Raw genomic sequence first — 19,331 nt, 5'->3', positions numbered from 1 at the left:
GACCAGCGTGTGACCGGGGAGGATCGGCATGGACGGCGTACCGGCGGTGTCCAGTTTCGGGGAGCTGCTCAAGTTCCAGCGGGAACGGGCGGGCCTCACCCAGCAGTGCCTGGCCGACCACGCGTCGCTCAGCGTGCGGGCCGTACGGGACATGGAGGCGGGCCGCGTGCAGCGCCCGCGCCAGGAGACGGTGCGCCTGGTGGCGGACGCCCTCGGTCTGCGGGGCCGCACGCGCTCCGTCTTCGAGGCCGCGGCACGCCGGCGGGCCCACGTCGAGGAGACGGTCGCGCCGCCCGCGCCGCGGGGCGCGATCATCGGGCGGGAGGCAGAGGCCGAGACCCTCACCCAGGCCCTGACCGCGCACGGCGACCGCCTGCTGTCCCTGGTCGGTCTCGGCGGCGTGGGCAAGTCCCGGCTCGCGCTGGACGTGGCCTGGCGCGTGCACCAGTCGGCCGGATGGCCGGTCCGCTGGGTGGCCTGCGGGCGGGAGGCCACGGCGGCCGGTGCCGGCCCCGCGAGCCGGACGGGCACGCCCGGCGGGCCGGGCCGGTTCGACTCCCTCGCCGGCCTGATCGGCGACCGGCCCACGCTGCTGGTCCTCGACGGAGCCGACGCCACCGTCGGATCCGCCGTCCTGGACGACCTGTTCCGCCACTGCCCCGAGGTGCGGGTCCTGATCACCTCCAGGACGCCGCTGGGGCTGGACGGCGAACAGGTGGTCCCGCTGGCGCCGCTGTCGGTGCCCGGACCGGGCACCGACCCCGCCGACGCCATGGAGAGCGCGGCCGCGCGTCTGCTCCTGGCCCATATGCGGCGGCTGCGCCCCGGTCTGGCGCTCGACCCGGCCGACCGGCCCGAGATCGCCGAACTCTGCCGGTACCTGGACGGGCTGCCCCGGGCCCTGGAGTACGCCGCGGGCTGGACGCTGCTGGAGTCGCCCGCCTCGCTGCTGGCCAGGCTGGCCGCCACCCCCTTCAGCCTGCCCGCGCCGCCGGTGACCCTGTGCGAACGCGGCGACCTGCGCCACGCCCTGGACGAGGCGCACCGCCTGCTGACCGAGCGGCAGCGGGAGTTGCTGGTGCTCCTTGCCGTGTCGGCGCGCGACTGGTCGGTGGACGAGGCCGTCGCGTCGAGCGGGCACTCGGCGCCGGAGTTCCTCCAGACGGTGCACGAGCTGCTGCTGCGCGGCCTGGTCCGGCTGGTTCCGTCCCGGGACGGTGCCCGCTTCGCCGTCCTCAACCTCTCGCGCGCCGTGTGCCGGGAACCGGCCGGGGCCCTCGCCCCTGCCCCGGCCGCCGGCGGGCACACCGCGCGGGCGCTCGTGGAAGCGCTCGCTTCCTGACCCTCCCCCGCCGGCCCCTCCCTTGCCCGCGCCCCTTACCGACCACACCACCTGACGAGGATTGCCGTGACGTTCACCGCCGCCGCGCCCGAAGCCCTGGACATCGTCGTATCGACCATGGCGTCGGACGCGCACACCTGGAACCTGGTGTACCTCCAACTCCTGCTGGAGGAACACGGACACCGGGTCACCAACCTGGGGGCCTGCGTCCCCGACGACCTGCTCGTCGACCACTGCAGACGTGCGAGACCGGACCTGATCGTGCTCAGCAGCGTGAACGGACACGGCCGGCTGGACGGTCTGCGGGTGATCGCGCGGCTGCGCGCGGAGCCCGAACTCCTCGCCACGCCCACGGTGATCGGCGGGAAGCTCGGCATCACCGACGAGGCCGACGCGCAGGCGGGCCACGCCTTGCGGAAGGCCGGCTTCGACGAGGTCTTCACCGGGACCGGGGCGATCGGCCGGTTCACGTCGTACCTGTCACGCCGCTCGACCGCGGTGGCGGCATGACGGCGCCCCCGGTCTCGTTCGGCGGCTTCGTGGCCCGTGCGCGGGCCGCGGGCACCCTGGTCGTGCAGCCGCGCATGGGGATGAGCCGCCCCGGCCCGATGCGTGCGGGCCTGCACGCCACGCGCCTCGCCGCGGCCACCACGGTCGGCACCATCACCGTGGACAGCTACACCAGGACCGGTGAACTGGCCGCGGCCCGGCGGGCGGTGGCGCAGGGCGCCCCGCTCAACGGCTACCCCATCGCCACCCACGCGCCCCGGGTCACCCGGGGCGTCCTCGAAGGGATCTGCGGGCCGGACTTCCCGGTCCAGGTCCGGCACGGCTCGGCCCGTCCAGGACCGGTCTTCGCCGCGCTCCAGGCCTGCGGGCTGCACGCGACCGAGGGCGGCCCCGTCTCGTACTGCCTGCCCTACAGCCGCGTCCCGCTGGCCACCGCGGTGGCCGACTGGGAGCGGTGCTGCGGCCTGCTGGCCGAGGCGCACCAGGGTGATGTCCTGCCGCACCTGGAGACCTTCGGCGGCTGCATGATGGGCCAGCTCTGCCCGCCCGCGCTGCTGGTCGCCCTCAGCGTCCTCGAAGCGCTCTTCTTCCGCCGGCACGGCCTGCGCAGCATCTCGCTCAGCTACGCCCAGCAGGCCAACGCCCACCAGGACGAGGAGGCCCTCACCGTCCTCGCGGCGCTCGCGGCCGAGCTGTTGCCGGACGTGGACTGGCACGTGGTGCTCTACGCCTACATGGGCCTGTACCCGCTCTCGCCGGGCGGCGCCCAACTGCTCCTGGACGAGGCGGCCCGGCTCGCGGTGCGCACCGGCGCGGCCCGGCTCGTGGTGAAGACGACGGCCGAGGCGCACCGGATCCCGACCGTCGAGGAGAACGTCCGCGCCCTGGAGACCGCCGCCGCCACCGCCGCCGCGACGCCCCCGTCCGCCGGGCCGGTCCCCGACACGGGGATCCACGCCGAGGCGCGGGCGCTGGTCGAGGCCGTCCTCGATCTCGACGACGACATCGGCCGGGCGCTGGTGCTCGCCTTCGCCAAGGGATACCTGGACGTTCCGTACTGCCTCCATCCCGACAACGCGGGCCGGGTGCGCAGCCTCCTCGACTCCGAGGGCCGCCTCCAGTGGGCCGAGACCGGGGCGCTGCCGCTGCCGGGCCGACGGGTGCGGGGCGGGCGGGCGATCGTCGGCTCCGCCGATCTGCTCGGCGCCCTCTCCCACGTGCGGCGCACCTTCGACCAACGGGCCTTCAGCGGCGTATGACCACCGCCCCGCCCGCACCACCTGCCCGACCCGCACCGCCCGCACCGCCCGCACCGCCCGCACCGCCCGCACCACTCGGCCCGGCCCACGCCCGCACCACTCGGCCCGGCCCACGCCCGTACAGGCGCCCCCCTTCAGCGAACCCGACGACCGGAGACCCACCATGCCCGACGACGTCCGCTCACCCCTGCCCGCTCCCCGGGCGCACCTCACCTCTCCCGCGACCCGCAGCACCCTGCGGATCCAGAACCATCTGCTGGGTGCCGCCCGCGAGTTCCTCACGGCGGCCGGATTCACCGAGCTGCTCCCGCCGGTGATCGGCCCGGTCACCGATCCCGGCTCCCGCGGCGCCAAGCAGGTCGACGTCGACTTCTACGGCCACCGCTACAAGCTCATGACCAGCGCCATCCTCTACAAGCAGGCCTCCCTGCTCGCCTTCGACAAGATCTTCTGCATCGCCCCCAACGTCCGCCTGGAGCCGCTGGAGACCACCGACACCCACCGGCACCTCGCCGAGTTCCACCAGCTGGACGTGGAGGTCGCGGGCGCGGGGCGGGACCAGGTGCTCGACCTCCTGGAGGAGCTCGTGGTCCATGTGGTGGGCCGCACCAGTGCCGCGCTGCCCGACGACTTCGCCCTGCTGGGCCGCGACGTCGACGCGTTCGCCGACCTGCTGCGCGGCGGCTTCGGCCGGACCACGCACGCCGAGGCGGTCGCCGGCCTGCGGGCGTCGGGACACGACCAGAACCCGGACGCGGAGATCGACTGGGCGGGCGAGGCGCTGCTTTCGGACAAGGCGAGCCGCCCGTTCTTCGTGACCGACTATCCCAAGGGCTCGCGCGGCTTCTACGACCGCGAGTCCCGCACCGAACCCGGCGTGCTGCGCAACTTCGACCTGATCGCGCCCGAGGGCTACGGCGAACTGTGCAGCGGCAGCGAGCGGACCAACGACTACGCCGCCATCGTCACCCGGATCCGCGAGACCGGCGAGAACCCGGACAAGTACCGCTGGTACCTGGACCTGGTGCGCGAGGGCGTGCCCGCGAGCTCGGGCTTCGGCATCGGCGTCGAGCGGCTGACGCGGTACGTCGCGGGCCGCGACGCGGCCTGGCAGGCCAGCGCCTTCCCCAAGCTCCCCGGGGTGGTCTCGCCGTGACCGCGACCGTGGACACCCTCGCGACGGTGACCGCCCCCGGTTTCCCCGAGGAGGAGGTGCGCCGCCGCGCCCGGACCGGCGCTGCGGCCGCCTTCCCGCCGGCCGAGTCCTACGGGCGGGTGCTGTTCGGCGCCACCGCACCGGCCGTCGGCGACGAACTGGACGCGATGCGTCTGGTTCCGCCCGTCTTCATGGAGGGCCGGCTCGCGAAGCTGATCGAGCTGGGGCGCGAGCCGCTGTACGGCGACGTCGACCTCACCACCACGATCGGCGGGTTCACCGCCCCGCTGCCGGTGTACGTGTCGGCGCTCGGCTCCACCCGCGCCGCGGGCGGCGACCCGGGCCTTGCCCTCAGCCGCCAGGCCGGCGCCGCGGGCGTCCCGATGGTCATCGGGGAGAACGTGGTCCCGGTCGACGGGTACGGCCGCCTGGACGAGGACGCCTCGCGCTCCCTGCTGGGCCGGCTGAGCGCGTACGCGGGTGAACTGCCCGACGGCAGCGGCGGCGTGGCGGTGCAGCAGAGCACCGAGGACGCCGACGCGGAGGTGTGGAACCTCGTCTACAGCGACCCCGCGGCCCGTCCGCTGCTCGACTCCGGCCGGCTCGCCTTCGAGCTGAAGACCGGGCAGGGGGCCAAGCCGGGGCTCGGGGGCATGACCGTCCTGGACGCGGCGCGGGCCGGCCGCCTGGAGGGCCGGTTCGGGCTCGACGCGGAGATCCTGGGCGGGGGCCATGTCCTGCGCTCCAGCAGTCCCGGCACCTTCACCGCGGAGATCCTGCGCCAGCAGATCCGGCTGATGCGCAACAACTTCCCGCGCGCACGGGTCTGGGTCAAGCTGCACCCCGGGCGGGACGTGGCCGAGGCCGCCAGGGTCGCCGTCGACGCCGGCGCCGACGCGGTCACCGTGGACGGCGCCGAGGGCGGCACCGGCTGGGCGCCGCTCGCCTTCACCGCGCAGGTCGGCCTGCCGCTCTCCGCCGCGCTGCACCGCCTCGCGGCCGACCCGCCGCCGTGCCTGCTGGTGTCGGGCCGGATGTGGGAGGGCTGCCGGGCCGCCAAGAGCCTCGCCCTGGGCGCCCGCGCGGTGGGCCTGGGGCGGGCCGCGCTGCTCGCGGTGGCCGAGGATCCGGACCGGGGACTGATCCGGTTCCTGGACTGCCTGGCCGCCGAACTGCGGCTCCTCATCAGCGCGTTGGGGAAGTACTCCGCCGACGCGCTGGATCCGGACGACGTCTGGACGCCCGGCCGTCAGGACCTCTTCGCCGGCTCGTGCCTGGCCTGATCCGGACGAAGGACCCTGGCGCCGCGAGGCCCGTCCCCGGCCGGCCGATACTGCCGTTCATCTTCCCCCGCATCTTCCGGCCGGGACGTCGAACCCGCCCTAGCGTCACGGGTATTGCGGCCCACTCCGGCATCGCGGCCCCTCCCCCCCTTCCCAGTTCTCCGACTCCTTCATCCAGCGGGGTTGAACCATGTCTTCAGACACCATCACAGACGCCTTCGAGTCGGCGGTGCGCCGCCACCCCTCGAGCCCCGCGGTGCTCGGGGCCGGCAGGACCTTGACCTACGTCCAACTCCACCGCCTCAGCCTGGCGTTGGCCTGGCGGATCGCGCCGGGTCAGGTCGTCGCGGTGTCCTCGGCCGACCGCGCCGACCATGTGGTGGCGCTGCTCGCCGTGCTCCGCGCCGGCGGGATCTACCTTCCGCTGGACGCGGCGGCCCCCTCGGAGCGCAACGCCTTCATCGCCCGGGACGCCGGAGCGACCGCGTTCCTCACCGACGGCGAACTCCTCGTCACCGGCGCCCCCGAGCGGCCCGGCGGCGCCGGCTACATCATCTACACCTCCGGAACCACCGGTGTCCCCAAGGGCGTTCACGTATCCGTGCGGGAGCTCGCCGGGCATGTCGCGGCGGCGGTCCGGTGTTTCGGGACGACCCGCGCGGACACCGTGCTGGCGCTCGCCCGGCCCACCGTCGACGTGGCCATCGAGCAGGTGCTCACCGCGCTGACCACCGGCGCCCGCCTGGTCGTTCCCGACCGGGCGCTGCTCGCCCCGGGCGAACTGCTCGGCCTGCTCGACCGGGAGGGCGTGAGCGTCGCCAACCTGTCGGCCGGCTACTTCCAGGAGATCGCCACGGCCGTACGGGCCGGCGCCCGGGTCCCCGCGGCCCTGCGACTGATGATCTCCGGGAGCGACCGGCTCTACCCGGAGGCGGCGGCCGCCTGGCGCGAGGCGACCGGGGTCGCGCTCATCAACGCCTACGGCCCCACCGAGACGGTGATCACCTCGGTCGTCCGGGACCTCGGCGCGGACGACGAACTGGTGCCCATCGGCGCCGCCCTGGGGCAGCGCGCCCTCTACGTCCTCGACGACGGGCTGCGCCCGGTCGCCCCCGGCGCCGCCGGTGAGCTGTACGTCGGCGGCCCGCTGCTCGCATCGGGCTACTGGGGGCGGCCCGCACCCACGGCCGAGCGCTTCGTGGCCGACCCGTTCGCCGCCACGCCCGGGGCCCGCATGTACCGCACCGGCGACCTGGTCCGCCAGGACGAGCGGGACGGCGCGCTGATCTTCCTCGGGCGCGCCGACCACCAGGTGAAGGTGCGCGGCTTCCGGGTCGAGCCGGGCGAGGTCGAGCAGGTACTGGCCGCGCACCCGGCCGTGGCCGCCTGTGTCGTCACCGCGCCCGGGGGGCGGCTGACCGCGCACGTCACCGTGGCCGACGAAGCCGCGCCCGAGCGCGAGGAGCTGCGCGGCTTCCTCGCCGCGCGGCTGCCGGAGCACATGGTCCCGGCGGCCCTGGTGGTCCTCGACGCCTTCCCGCTGACCGCCAACGGCAAGGTCGACCGGGCGGCGCTGCCCCTGCCCGGCCCGGAGGGCGGCGCCGCGCAGGGCGCCCACGTGGCGCCGCGCACCGAGGCCGAACAACTGCTGGCCGCCGTCTGGTCCGACGTCCTCGACGTCCCCCGCGTGGGCGCGCACGACAACTTCTTCCAGCTGGGCGGGGATTCCCTGACCGCGGTGCGGGTGGTGGGCCGGATCGCCGACGCGTTCGGCGTGATCTCCCCCTATGCGGTCTTCGACGCGCCCACGCTCGCCGAGTTCGCCGCGGCGGTGACCGCCCCGGCGGACGAGGGGCGCCCCCCGCTGAGCCGCTCCGGGCGCACCGAGGCCCCGCTGTCGCCCTTCCAGCGCGGCCTGTGGTTCCTCGACCAGTGGTATCCGGGCTCGGCGACCTACCACGTGCCATGGGTGTTCCGCTTCGACGGCGCGGTGGACACCGAGTTGCTGCACGCCGCCCTCGACACGGTCGTGGCCCGCCACGAGAGCCTGCGCACGGTGTTCGTCCTCGGCGAGGAGGGCCCCCGCCAGGTGGTGCGGGCGACGGCCGACGTGCCGTTCACCGTCACGGACGCGCCGGAAGGACGGCTGGACGAACTGATCACCGCCACCGCCCGGCTCCCCCTCGACCTGGAGAACGGCCCGCTGCTGCGCGCCCATGTGCTGCGCCGCGACGGCGAACGCACCGTCCTGGTCCTGGTGATGCACCACATCGTCTGGGACGAGGGCTCGCTGCCCGTCCTGGAGCGCGAACTGAAGGAGGCCTACGAGGCGCTGCGCGCCGGCCGGCCGCACCGGCTGCCCGAGCCGGCGCTCCAGTACACGGACTACAGCGCCTGGCGCCACCACCCGGCGTCGGCCGACGCCGTGACGTCTCAACTCACCTATTGGGAGAACCAGTTGCGGGACGTACCGCAGAGCGAGGCACTGCCCACGGACCATCCACGCCCCGAACTCCAGGCGTTCCGCGGCGCCCACCACTCCTTCACGATGCCGGAGCCGGTGGCACGGGCCGTACGGGACCTCGCCCGCAGCGAGGACGCCACCCCCTACATGGTGCTGCTCGCCGCTCTCGCGATGACGCTGCACCGCCGCTCGGGCGAGCGGGACCTGACCATCGGGGCCGCGGTGAACGTGCGCGGGCGCGCCGAACTCACGGATCTGATCGGCTACTTCGTCAACCTGCTGCCGTTGCGTCTGCGGATCGGGCCGGACACCGGGTTCACCGATCTGGTGCGCCAGGCGCGCGAGGTCTCGATCGGCGCCTACCGCAACCAGGAGGCCCCCTTCGACGCGATCGTCGACCGGGTGGTCACCGACCCGCCGCAGGACCGCAACCCGCTCTGCCAGGTCGTCCTGGAGATGCACGCCCTGGACTCGCGGCCGCTCACCGTCGACGGCATGGAGGTCACCCGCGAGCTGCACATGCACGGCGTGTCCCGCTTCGACCTGTCCATCTCGGTCGACGACCGCGGCACGGGCTACACGGGACGCTTTGAATACGACAGCGACCTGTTCGAGCCGGCCACCATCGAGGCGCTCTGTGACGCCTGGCTCGGCACGCTCGCCGCCGCCGTCGCTGCCCCGGCGCACCGCCTGTTCGAGGCGGCCGCCGCCCGCACCCCCGACGCCACCGCGCTGATCGCCGACGGCACGGAGCTGAGCTACGGCGAGCTGGAGCGGCGCGCCAACCGTCTCGCCCACCACCTGGCCGGGCGCGGGGCGGGCCGCGGCACGGTCGTGGCGATCCTGGTGGAGCGGGGCTTCGACCTGGTGGTCGCGCTGCTCGCGGCCCTGAAGACCGGCGCCGGATACACCCTGCTCGACCCGGAGTTCCCGCCCGCCCGGCTCGCCGCGGCGGCCGCCGACAGCGGGGCGCGCCTCCTGATCACCCACCGGGAGGAGCCGGTGCCCTTCGACTGGCCCGGCGAGCGCGTCGACCTGGATGCCGCCGCGGGGCTGCTCGCCGCGGCCCCCGAGCACGCCCCGGACGTGCCGGTCACCGGTGACGACCTGGCCTGCGTGATGTTCACGTCCGGGTCGACGGGCCGCCCCAAGGGCGTCGCCGTCCCGCACCGCGCGCTCACCGCCACCTACCTCGGCCAGGACTACGCCCGCTTCGGCCCGCGCGAGGTGTGGCTCCAGTGCTCCCCGGTCTCCTGGGACGCCTTCGCGCTCGAACTGTACGGGGCGCTGCTCTTCGGCGGCGTCTGTGTGCTCCAGCCGGGCCAGCGGCCCGACCCGGAGGCCGTCGCCGACCTGACCCGCCGCCACAACGTCACCCAACTCCAGCTCTCGGCAAGCCTGTTCAACTTCCTCCTGGAGGAGTTCCCGGACGTCTACGCCGGGGTGCACACCGCGTTCACGGCCGGCGAGCGGGCCTCGGTGACCCACGTCGCCAAGGCGCTCGACATGTTCCCCGGCCTGCGCGTCGCCAACGGCTACGGGCCGGTGGAGAGCCTGGGTCTGACCACCTGCCACACGGTCGGGCCCGAGGACGTCGCCGCGTCCTCCATCCCGATCGGCCGCCCGCTCAACGGGAAGGGCGTCCTGGTCCTCGACGAGGCCCTGCGGCCGGTGCCGGCGGGGGTGACCGGCGAGCTGTACGCCACCGGCGCCGGCCTGGCCCTGGGCTACTGGGGCCGGCCCGGTCTCACCGCCGCCCGGTTCGTCGCCGACCCGTACGGCCACGGGCGCCGCATCTACCGCACCGGCGACCTGGGGCATCAGACCGAGGACGGACTCCTGGAGATCACCGGCCGGGCGGACGACCAGATCAAGATCCGGGGCTTCAGGGTCGAGCCCGGAGAGATCGAGGACCTGCTCACCCGGCGCCCCGACGTGCGGGAGGCGGCGGTCACCGTCCACCGGACCGCATCGGGCACCAGTCGCCTCGCGGCCTACGTCACCACCGGCGGCGTGGCCGCCGACACCGAGGCCATCCTCAGCTGCCTGGCCGAGCAACTGCCCGCCCACATGGTCCCCTCGACCCTCGACGTCCTGGACGCCCTGCCGCTGAACACCAACGGCAAGGTCGACCGCACCGCACTGCCCGCCCCCGCCCAGGCGGCCCCGGCCCCCGCGCCCGCCGGGTCCGACGTGCCCGGGTCGGACGTGCCGGGGACCGGCCGTCCGGCCGCCGTCGAGCGCCTCGTCATCGCGGCGATCCGCGACGTCGTCGGGGTCGACGGGGTGGGCCGCCACGACAACTTCTTCCGGATCGGGGGCAATTCGCTGTCCGCGGTACGCGTCGCGATGCGGCTCACCCGCGAGACCGGCACCCGGGTGCCGCCGCAGCTGGTGTTCCGGGCCAAGACCCCGAGCGCGATCGCCGAGCAGCTGCTTCAGCGCTGATCGTCCCGTCCAAGAAAGGTATGAGAACAGTGAGTTCAGCCACCGAAGCGGCCACGGCCCGCTCGGCCCCGGTCTCCGGGCTCCAGCGCGGCCTGTGGTTCCTCGACCAGTGGAACCCCGGCACCGCGACCTACAACATCCCCTGGATCTTCACCTTCACCGGCTCCGTCGACCCGGCCTTCCTCGAGCACGCCCTCAACACGGTCGTCACCCGGCACGAGGCCCTGCGCACCACGTTCGCCCTGCTCCCCGAGGGACCCGGCCAGCTGGTCCACGACGGCCTGCACATCCCGCTGGACGTCACCGACCTGCGGGAGCTTCCCGAGGACGAGCAGCGGCGCCGGGCCGGGGAACTGATCGCGGCCGAGGCCGCCACCCCCTTCGACCTGTCCGCGGGACCCCTGCTGCGGGCCTCGCTCCTGCACCGCGGCGAGAACGGCACCGCCCTGGTCCTCGTCGTCCATCACATCGTCTGGGACGGCTGGTCGGCCGACGTCTTCGAGACGGAGCTCGCGGAGGTGTACACCGCCCTCACCGAACAACGCCCGCCCGTCCTGCCGGAGTTGACCACGCAGTACGCCGACTACGCGGCCGAGGAGGCCGCCGGCTCCTTCGAGGAGCACCTGGCGTACTGGAAGGACCGGCTGGCCGGCGCCCCCGGTCTGCTGGAACTGCCCACCGACCGGCCCCGGCCGGACGTACCGACCCACCGCGGCCGGACCACCGGCTTCGGCCTTCCGGCCGGCACCGCGGACCGGGTGCGGGCGCTCGCCGAGACGGAGGGGGTCACCCCCTTCATGGTGCAGCTCGCCGCGTTCGCCGCGCTCCTGAACCAGTACACGGGCGCCGAGGACATGATCGTCGGGACCCCGGTGACCACCCGCAACCGGCCCGAACTGGAGAACCTGGTCGGCTACTTCGTCAATCTGCTGCCGCTGCGGATCCGGCTGGACGCGGGCATCACCTTCCGTGAGCTGCTCCACCACGTCGAGGACGTGGCGCTCGACGCGTACGGCTACCTCGACGCACCCTTCGACACGATCGTCGACCACCTCGGTCTTGACCGTTCCGTCCAGCACGCGCCGCTCGTGCAGGTGGTGTTCGGCTCGCACACCGAGGACCGCGCCCCGCTGCGGTTCGGGCCGGCCTCCGCCGCGCGGCGCACCCAGTCCAACGGCACCACCAAGTTCGACCTGACCTGGTCCCTCTACGACGACGGCGAGCTGCGCGGCGAGGCCGAGTTCCGCTCGGACCTGTTCGACACGGACTCGGTGCGCCGGATGGCCGACGACTGGCGGACCCTGCTCGCGGCGGCGCTGGAGGCCCCCGGGCGGACGGTGCGCGAGCTGACCGGCACCGAGGCGTCGCCCGCCGGCCCGGTCCACGCCCCCGAGGGGCGCACCCTGCACCGGCTCTTCGAGGAGGCCGCCGACGCGTACGGCGACCGCACCGCCCTCACCTGCGGCGCCACCTCGCTGACCTACCGCGAGCTCGACGAGCGGGCCAACCGGCTTGCCCACGCCCTGATCGCCCGCGGCGTACGGCCCGGCGACCGGGTCGGGCTGCTGCTCGACCGCACCGAGGCCATCCCGGTCTCCGTGCTCGGCGTGCTGAAGGCGGGCGCCGCCTACGTGCCGGTGGACCTGACGGCGCCCGCCGACCGCGCGGCGACGGTCTTCGGCGACACCGGGGCCACCGTCGTGATCAGCGACCGGCCCGACCGGGTCCCGCCGGGGCCCTGGCACCTCCTCGAACCGGCCGCGGTGGCGCCGCTGCTGGCCGCCCTTCCGGCCACCCGCCCGGCCGTCGCGGTCCGCCCCGGCGACACCGCGTACATCATCTTCACCTCCGGCTCCACGGGCCGGCCCAAGGGCGTGGCCGTCGCGCACGAGCACGTCAGCAGGCTGATGGCATCGGGTGCCGGGCACTTCGACTTCACGCCGCGCGAGGGCCAGGAGGTGTGGACGCTCTTCCACAGCTACGCCTTCGACTGGACCGTCTGGGAGCTGTGGGGCGCCCTGCACCACGGCGGCCGGCTGGTCGTCGTCCCCTACGTCACCAGCCGCTCGCCGGAGGAGTTCGTGGAGCTCCTCGCCGAGGAGGGCGTCTCCTTCCTCTGCCTGACGCCCTCCGCGCTGCGCCAGCTCGAACTCACCCTGCGCGGACGGCCGCGGGAGCTGCCCGCACTGCGGCAGATCATGCTCGGCGGGGAGGCCCTCGACCCGGCGGTGGTGGACCGCTGGTACGCCCTGAGCCCGCGGCCCCCGGCCCGGCTCTGCAACCTGTACGGGATCACGGAGACCACCGTCCACGTCACCACCCACGACATCGAGCGGGCCGAGGGCTTCGGGCGCAGCCTGATCGGCACGCCGATGCCGCACCTGAGCGCGGTCGTCCTCGACGACTGGCTGCGGCCCTGCCCGGTGGGGGTGCCCGGTGAGCTGTACATCGGCGGCGGCAGCCTCGCCCACGGCTACTGGACCCGCCCCGGCCTCACCGCCACCCGCTTCGTCGCCGACCCGTACGCCGCCGTCCCCGGGGCCCGGCTCTACCGCACCGGCGACGTCGCCAAACGGCTGCCCGGCGGGGGTCTCGAGTACGTCGGACGGGCCGACTTCCAGGTCAAGCTGCGCGGCTTCCGGATCGAACTCGGCGAGATCGAGAGCGCGTTGACCGCGCATCCGGACGTGGAGGCCTGTGTGGTGAGCGTCCACGACCAGCGTCTGGCCGCCTACGTCACCGGGCGGGAACCCGCCGGGATACGCGAGTTCCTGGCCCGCTCGCTTCCCGAGTACATGATCCCGGCCACCGTCACCGTCCTCGACTCCCTGCCGCTGACCGTCAACGGCAAGATCGACCGCGCGGCACTGCCCGCGCCCGGTCCGCTCACCGGCGCCCGGCCCGGTGCCGGGCACGTGGCCCCCCGTACCGCGGTGGAGCGGGTCTTCGCCGCGGTGTGGGCGGAGGTGCTCGGCATCACGGACATCGGTGTGCACGACGACTTCTTCCACCTGGGCGGCGACTCGATCCGTGCCGTGCAGCTGGCCGGCCGGCTGCACGAGAGCGGCTGGGCGGTCACCCTGCGGGACGTGTTCAACGGCCCGACGATCGCCGCGCTCGCGCCGCTGGCCCGGCCGGTGGCGGACACGGCGGGCGCGGCCGAACCGTTCGCGCTGGTGGACGCGGAGACGCGTGCCGAACTCCCGGTCACGGTCGTGGACGCGTACCCGATGGTCTCCATGCAGCTCGGCATGGTCTTCCACATGGAGATCGCCGGCGGGACCGACAGCTACCACAACGTCAACAGCTACGAGATCGCCGGGCCGCTGGACGAGGACGCGTTCCGCCGGTCCGTCATCGAGGCGATGGGCCGCCACCCGGTCCTGCGCACCGGCCTCGACCTCTCCGGCTACCGCGAGCCGTTGCAGCTCGTCCACGGTGACCTGCCGCCCCCGGTCGCCTTCGAGGACCTGCGCGGCCTGTCCGGGGAGGAGCGGGACGCGCGCGTCCTGGCCGTCTTCGAGCAGAACCGGTCGACGCCCTTCGACCTGATGGCGCCGCCCCTGTTCCGGATCACCGTGCAGCGGCTCACCGACGCGTCGTTCCAGCTCACCATCTGCGAGCACCACGCGATCCTGGACGGCTGGAGCTTCACCTCCTTGATGACCGAACTCCTGGAACGCCACACCGAGTTGGCGGCCGACCCGGGCGCGGAGCCGGCCGCGCCGCCCCGTTCGACGTTCCGCGACTTCGTGACCGTCGAGCGCGAGGCCGCGGCCGACCCCGATTCCCTGGCCTACTGGCGCGCCAAGCTCGACGGCGTCAGCGCCGAGCTGTGGGAGGGCGCGGGTGCCACCCACGAACTGGCGCGCACCGTCGAACGGGTGCTGCCCGACGCCCCGGGACAGCTGCGCAGGGTCGCCGACGCCACCGCGGTCCCGGTCAAGTCGGTGGCGCTCGCCGCCCACTTGCGGGCCCTGCAACGGATCACCGGCCGCCGCCGGGTCACCACCGGCCTCGCGATGAACGGCCGGCTGGAACGGCTGGACGGCACCGAGGTCTACGGGCTGTTCCTCAACACCGTGCCGCTGGTGGCCGAGCCCCGCGACGACGACCCGCTGGCCCTGGTGCGCGCGGCGCACCGCGAGGAGCTGGAGATGATGCCGCACCGCCGGGTGCCGGTCGCCCGCCTGGCCCGCCTGATGGCAGGGCCGCGCCTGGACAGCCAGTTCGGGTTCCTGCGCTTCCACGCCCTCGGGCAGCTGAGCGACGCGCGGATCGTGGACGGGCGGATCGGCTGCGAGCCGACGATGCGCCACGAGCCCAACAGCTTCGCGTTCGGCGCCTCGCTCATCCAGGACCCGGTGTCCGACCGCGTGCTGCTGGCCGTGGACCACCAGCGGTCCGTGGTGCCGGACGAGCTCGCCGAAGCCTTCATGGACGCCTACGCGGCGGCCCTCGCCGAACTCGACGCGGCCGTATGACCCTCCGCACGCCCCTCCGCACGCCCCGCCGTACGAACTGGCCCGACCCCGACCACGGCGGAGACCACGAACCCTGCGGAGACCCCGACCACGGCGGAGACCACGCACACCTCGAACACCACGAGCGCCTGGAAAACCCCGGATACCCCGGCCACAACGACCACCACGGCCACCCCGGACACCACGGACACCACGGACACCACGAGCGCCTCGAACACCACGAGCGCCTCGAACACCTAGAACCTCACCCGGAAGGAACCTCCCGCATGACCCTCAACGCCCCCGCCCCCGCCCCCGCCGCCTCCAGCGTCGACCCGCTGGCCGGCTTCCTGGCCGCCGCCGACGCCACCCCGGACCGGATCGCCGTCCGCGGCACCGACGGCGCGCTGACCTTCGCCGCCCTGGCCCGGCGCAGCGAGGCCCTGGCCGGCGCGCTGCGCGCCCACGGCGTCGGGCGCGGCGACCGGGTCGGGATCCACCTGCCCCGCACCACCGACCTCCTGGTCGCCCTGCTCGCCGTGTGGCGCACCGGCGCCGCCTACGTCCCGCTCGACCCGGCCTACCCTCGCGAGCGGCTCGCCTTCATGGCCCAGGACGCGGACATCGCCCTGCTCCTGACGTCCGGTCAGCACGCGGTGCCGCTCGCCGCGGACGTGCCGGTGCTCACCCCGGACGCGGCCGGCGCCGCCGCTCCCGACGCCCCGGTCACCGCGGCCGACGCGGCCTACGTCATCTACACCTCGGGCTCCACCGGCATCCCCAAGGGCGTCGAAGCCACCCGCGGCGGCGTCGCCGCCCTGCTCGCCGGCCTCTCCGGCCTGGCGATGTACCGGGCCGAGCCCGCGGTCGTGGGCTGGAGCGCCAGCGTCTCCTTCGACGCCTCGGTACAGCAGTGGGCTCGGGTGTGCCGCGGCGACGAGGTGGTCGTGATCGACGAGGCGACCAGGACCGACCCGGCGCGCCTGGTCGCCCTGCTCGACGAGCACGGCGTGAGCGATCTGGACCTGACACCCTCGCACTGGGAGTTGCTGCGCGAGTCGTTCGCGGACCGCCGGGTGCGCCTGTTCATGGGCGGTGAGCCGGTCCCGGCCCGCGTCTGGGACGAGATCGGCGCGGGCGGCATCGACGCGCTCAACCTGTACGGGCCCACCGAGTGCACGGTCGACTCCACCGCCACGAGGATCACCGGCCCGGCGCCGCACCTCGGCGCGCCGCTGCCCGGCGTGGGCGTGCACCTGCTCGACGAGCGGTTGTGCCCGGTGGAGGCAGGCGCCACGGGCGAGCTGTACATCGAGGGCCCCGGCGTCGCCCACGGCTATGTGCGCCGCCCGGGTCTGACCGCGGAGCGGTTCGTCGCCTCCCCGTTCACGCCCGGCGCCCGCCTGTACCGCACCGGCGACCTGGCCCGGTACGGCACGGACGGCACGCTGCTGTTCGGCGGCCGCGCCGACCGGCAGGTCAAGCTGCGCGGCTTCCGCGTCGAGCCCGGGGAGATCGAGGCGGCGCTCGCCCGTCACCCGGGTGTCTCCACCGCGGCCGTCGCCGTCCACCGCACCGTGCACGGCGACCAGCAGCTGGTCGGCTACGTCACGACCACCGGCGACCGCGCCGCGGACGGCGACGCGGTGCTGGCCCACGCCCGTACGGCGCTGCCCGCGCACATGGTCCCGGCCGCCGTGCTGGTCCTCGACGCGCTGCCGCTCACGCCCAACGGCAAGGTGGACTACGACGCCCTGGCCGCGTTGCGTTCGTCGGCACGTCCGGCGGCCCCGGCGCGGTCGGTCCAGGAGGCACAGCCGGCTCAGACGGCTCAGACGGCAAGCTCGGCAAGTCCGGCGGACTCGATGCCGGCGTCGGACCCGCAGGACTCCGCCCTCGCGGAGCAGGTCGCCGAGGTGTGGCGCACCGTCCTCGTCCGGGACGACATCCGGCCGGAGGACGACTTCCTGTCCCTGGGCGGCCACTCGCTCGCCGCCCTGCGCGTCACCCACGTGCTGCGCCGCAGGCTGGGCATCGAGCTCCAGCTGCGCCACCTGCTCGACTCGCGCGACCTCGCCGACTTCACCGAGACGGTCCGCCGGGCCACGAGCGCGGACGCGCCCCGCCGGCCCGCGCTGGTCGGCGGCGGGGCGGGCGCCCGGTGAACGGCCCCCGCCCCCGCGTCGAAGGGGACTGGCTCTTCGTGCCGGCCCCGCAGGAGCACCGCCCGTACCGGCTGTTCTGCTTCCCGCACGCCGGCGGTGACGCCACCGCCTTCACCCGCCTCGCGCACCGCCTGGCGCCGGCCGCCGAGGTCTGGGCGCTGCGGATGCCCGCGCGCGGCGGGCGCGGGCGGCATCCGATGCCCGCCACGTTCGACCTGCTCGTGCGCACCGTCGTCGACGTCCTGCGCCCGCACCTGGGCGGCCGCTTCGGTTTCTACGGGCAGAGCTTCGGCTCGCTGCTCGCCTACGAGGTGGCGCGCGCGCTGCCCGAGGACCGGCGCCCGGACGCGGTGGTCGCCGCGTCCGCCTCCCCGCCCGACGAGTGGGGCGGCCCCCCGCAGCCGCAACGCGCCGCGGAGGACCTGCTGCGCCTCGCCGGCATGGGCGAACTCATCGCCGCGGAACCGGAGTTGAGGGACATGGCGCTGCGCGCCATCCGTGCCGACCTGGCCGTGCTCGGCACCTACCGGCACCACGGCGCCCCGCCGCTCGGTGCCGATCTGTACGCGATCGCCGGTGACGCCGACCCGATGCTCGACCCCGACCGCCTCGCGGGCTGGTCGCGGCACACCACCGGCGGCTTCGGGCTCACGGTGGTCCGCGGCGGCCACCTGCTGGCGACCGTGGAACAGCCTGGCCCGGTCGACGTCCTGACCTCGGTCATCGGGCGCGAGCGCGCCCGGCGCGGTGCGCCCGAGGGCACGCCGAACTTCCGCTCAGCTGCCTGAATTCCTGCCGGGCGGCGGCACTGCCCGCCGATAGCTTGAACGAGCCCGGACGGGACGCCCACCCCGCGTCACCGGCGCGAACACCGCGGCCGCCCGCCCGCCGCCCACCCGACTCCGCGCACCTCGCGCACACCGCGCACGTCGCACTCCGCGCACGTCGCACACCACTCATGGAGGAACCACCATGTCGAACCCCTTCGAGGACGAGAACGGCACCTACCGGGTCCTGGTCAACGAGGAGAACCAGCACTCGCTCTGGCCGAGCTGGATCGACGTACCGGCCGGCTGGACGGTCGTCTTCGGCGAGGACACCCGCCAGGCCTGCCTCGCCCACATCGAGGAGAACTGGACCGACATCCGCCCCGCGAGCCTCGTCGCCGCGCTGGCCGGCTGAGGCACGGACATGACACAGACACCGCACTGGGAGATCGCCCCGGGCCGCCCGGCCCTGACCCGGATCTCCGGCATCGACACCATGGCCGCGGCCACCGCATGGCTCCGCGCCCATCTCCCCCAGCTCCAGGCGGACCTCGCCGAGCACGGCGCGCTGTTCCTGCGCGGCCTGCCGGTGGCCACCAGCGAGGACGTCGCCCAGGTCCGCGACGTCCTGCTGCCCCGCCCCACCCCGTACCGGGAAAAGGCCACCCCGCGCAGCGACTTCGGTAACGGCGTGGCCTCCTCGACCGACCTGCCGGCGCCCCAGTCGATCCGGATGCACAACGAGAACAGCTACACCCTCACCTTCCCGGGCCGCCTCCTCTTCGCCTGCCTCACCGCCGCGGACGAGGGCGGCGCCACCCCGGTGGCGGACTGCCGCAAGGTGCTGGCCAACCTGCCGGCCGGGATCGTCGAGCGCGTCCGGGCCACCGGCTGGACCCTGACCCGCACCTACTCCGAGTACGTCTCGCTCGACTGGCGCACCGCGTTCGCCACCGAGGACCCGGCGGCGGTCGACGCGTACTGCGCGGAGAACCACATCGCCGCCGAGTGGCAGGACGACGGCCGGCTGCGCACCCGCCAGCTGCGCCCCGGCACCATCGTCCACCCGGAGACCGGCGAGGAGACCTGGTTCAACCACCTCGCCTTCTGGAACGAGTGGTCCCTCGACCCGGTCATCCGCGAGGCCCTCACCGAGGAGTTCGGCTCGGACGGCCTGCCGTTCAACACCGGTGTCGGCGACGGGATCCCGCTCACCGAGGACGAGGTGGCGAGCATCAACGAGGCCTACGAGGCGGCGACGGTGCGGGAGCCCTGGCAGCGGGGCGACCTCCTGCTCGTCGACAACATCCTCACCTCGCACGGGCGCGACCCCTTCGTGGGTGAGCGAAAGATCGCCGTCGCGATGGGCGAGCCCGTCGATCTCCTCGCCTGCCGGCCCGGCGTACTGCCGGCCGCCCTGCCGGGCGCCGCCCTCTCCGTGTGACTCCTCCCCGCATAGTGACGTAAGGACAAA

The 19,331-nt window shown here is 74.4% G+C and carries 12 protein-coding genes; 11 read left to right on the top strand and 1 reads right to left on the bottom strand.

Annotated features, from left to right (window positions below; genetic code table 11):
- Window positions 1-28 precede the first annotated feature (28 nt).
- From OG432_RS25185 to OG432_RS25155, 7 genes are all read left to right on the top strand, one after another.
- Window positions 29-1,342, top strand: a complete 1,314-nt coding sequence (locus OG432_RS25185; RefSeq protein ID WP_328313235.1) for a helix-turn-helix domain-containing protein — start codon at window positions 29-31, stop codon at window positions 1,340-1,342.
- Between the two features lie 117 nt (window positions 1,343-1,459).
- The gene (locus OG432_RS25180; RefSeq protein ID WP_443058601.1) at window positions 1,460-1,852 is read left to right on the top strand and encodes a cobalamin B12-binding domain-containing protein; all 393 of its coding nucleotides are present in this window, start codon (window positions 1,460-1,462) and stop codon (window positions 1,850-1,852) included.
- The gene (locus OG432_RS25175; RefSeq protein ID WP_328313233.1) at window positions 1,849-3,111 is read left to right on the top strand and encodes a methylaspartate mutase; all 1,263 of its coding nucleotides are present in this window, start codon (window positions 1,849-1,851) and stop codon (window positions 3,109-3,111) included. The genes OG432_RS25180 and OG432_RS25175 overlap by 4 nt, the downstream gene beginning before the upstream one ends.
- 163 nt (window positions 3,112-3,274) lie before the next feature.
- Window positions 3,275-4,267 carry an asparagine synthetase A gene (locus OG432_RS25170; RefSeq protein WP_328313232.1) on the top strand — a complete coding sequence of 331 codons (993 nt, stop codon included), beginning with the start codon at window positions 3,275-3,277 and terminating at the stop codon, window positions 4,265-4,267.
- A complete protein-coding gene (locus OG432_RS25165; protein ID WP_328313231.1) occupies window positions 4,264-5,550 on the top strand; it encodes a glutamate synthase-related protein in 1,287 nt (428 codons plus the stop codon). Before OG432_RS25170 ends, OG432_RS25165 begins: the two co-directional genes overlap by 4 nt.
- A gap of 190 nt (window positions 5,551-5,740) precedes the next feature.
- The gene (locus tag OG432_RS25160) at window positions 5,741-10,462 is read left to right on the top strand and encodes a non-ribosomal peptide synthetase (RefSeq protein ID WP_328313230.1); all 4,722 of its coding nucleotides are present in this window, start codon (window positions 5,741-5,743) and stop codon (window positions 10,460-10,462) included.
- 29 nt (window positions 10,463-10,491) lie between these two features.
- The gene (locus tag OG432_RS25155; RefSeq protein WP_328313229.1) at window positions 10,492-14,946 is read left to right on the top strand and encodes an amino acid adenylation domain-containing protein; all 4,455 of its coding nucleotides are present in this window, start codon (window positions 10,492-10,494) and stop codon (window positions 14,944-14,946) included.
- Here OG432_RS25155 and OG432_RS25150 read toward each other — a convergent pair.
- Window positions 14,907-15,182, bottom strand: a complete 276-nt coding sequence (locus OG432_RS25150) for a hypothetical protein (protein WP_328313228.1) — start codon at window positions 15,180-15,182, stop codon at window positions 14,907-14,909. The genes OG432_RS25155 and OG432_RS25150 overlap by 40 nt on opposite strands.
- A gap of 30 nt (window positions 15,183-15,212) precedes the next feature.
- On the opposite strand from OG432_RS25150, the gene OG432_RS25145 reads away from it, so the two are divergent.
- From OG432_RS25145 to OG432_RS25130, 4 genes are all read left to right on the top strand, one after another.
- Window positions 15,213-17,090 carry a non-ribosomal peptide synthetase gene (locus OG432_RS25145; protein WP_328313227.1) on the top strand — a complete coding sequence of 626 codons (1,878 nt, stop codon included), beginning with the start codon at window positions 15,213-15,215 and terminating at the stop codon, window positions 17,088-17,090.
- Window positions 17,087-17,878: a thioesterase II family protein gene (locus tag OG432_RS25140; RefSeq protein WP_328313226.1), complete on the top strand. Its 792-nt coding sequence runs from the start codon at window positions 17,087-17,089 to the stop codon at window positions 17,876-17,878. The genes OG432_RS25145 and OG432_RS25140 overlap by 4 nt, the downstream gene beginning before the upstream one ends.
- Window positions 17,879-18,062: 184 nt before the next feature.
- Window positions 18,063-18,272, top strand: coding sequence for an MbtH family protein (locus OG432_RS25135; RefSeq protein ID WP_328313225.1), 210 nt, complete (start codon window positions 18,063-18,065; stop codon window positions 18,270-18,272).
- Between the two features lie 9 nt (window positions 18,273-18,281).
- Window positions 18,282-19,301 carry a TauD/TfdA family dioxygenase gene (locus OG432_RS25130; RefSeq protein WP_328313224.1) on the top strand — a complete coding sequence of 340 codons (1,020 nt, stop codon included), beginning with the start codon at window positions 18,282-18,284 and terminating at the stop codon, window positions 19,299-19,301.
- The last annotated feature ends 30 nt before the right edge of the window (window positions 19,302-19,331 follow it).

The organism is Streptomyces sp. NBC_00442, assembly GCF_036014195.1.
Classification (GTDB): Bacteria; Actinomycetota; Actinomycetes; order Streptomycetales; family Streptomycetaceae; genus Streptomyces.
The sequence above is the reverse complement of the archived record's forward strand: the minus strand, read 5'-3'. Positions and strand labels throughout refer to the sequence as shown.

Bases quoted from the DNA above. Each gene is read 5' to 3' on its own strand.
- OG432_RS25185 (WP_328313235.1), top strand. From the start codon at position 29: ATGGACGGCGTACCGGCGGTGTCCAGTTTCGGGGAGCTGCTCAAGTTC.
- OG432_RS25180 (WP_443058601.1), top strand. From the start codon at position 1,460: ATGGCGTCGGACGCGCACACCTGGAACCTGGTGTACCTCCAACTCCTG.
- OG432_RS25175 (WP_328313233.1), top strand. From the start codon at position 1,849: ATGACGGCGCCCCCGGTCTCGTTCGGCGGCTTCGTGGCCCGTGCGCGG.
- OG432_RS25170 (WP_328313232.1), top strand. From the start codon at position 3,275: ATGCCCGACGACGTCCGCTCACCCCTGCCCGCTCCCCGGGCGCACCTC.
- OG432_RS25160 (WP_328313230.1), top strand. From the start codon at position 5,741: ATGTCTTCAGACACCATCACAGACGCCTTCGAGTCGGCGGTGCGCCGC.
- OG432_RS25145 (WP_328313227.1), top strand. From the start codon at position 15,213: ATGACCCTCAACGCCCCCGCCCCCGCCCCCGCCGCCTCCAGCGTCGAC.
- OG432_RS25135 (WP_328313225.1), top strand. From the start codon at position 18,063: ATGTCGAACCCCTTCGAGGACGAGAACGGCACCTACCGGGTCCTGGTC.
- OG432_RS25130 (WP_328313224.1), top strand. From the start codon at position 18,282: ATGACACAGACACCGCACTGGGAGATCGCCCCGGGCCGCCCGGCCCTG.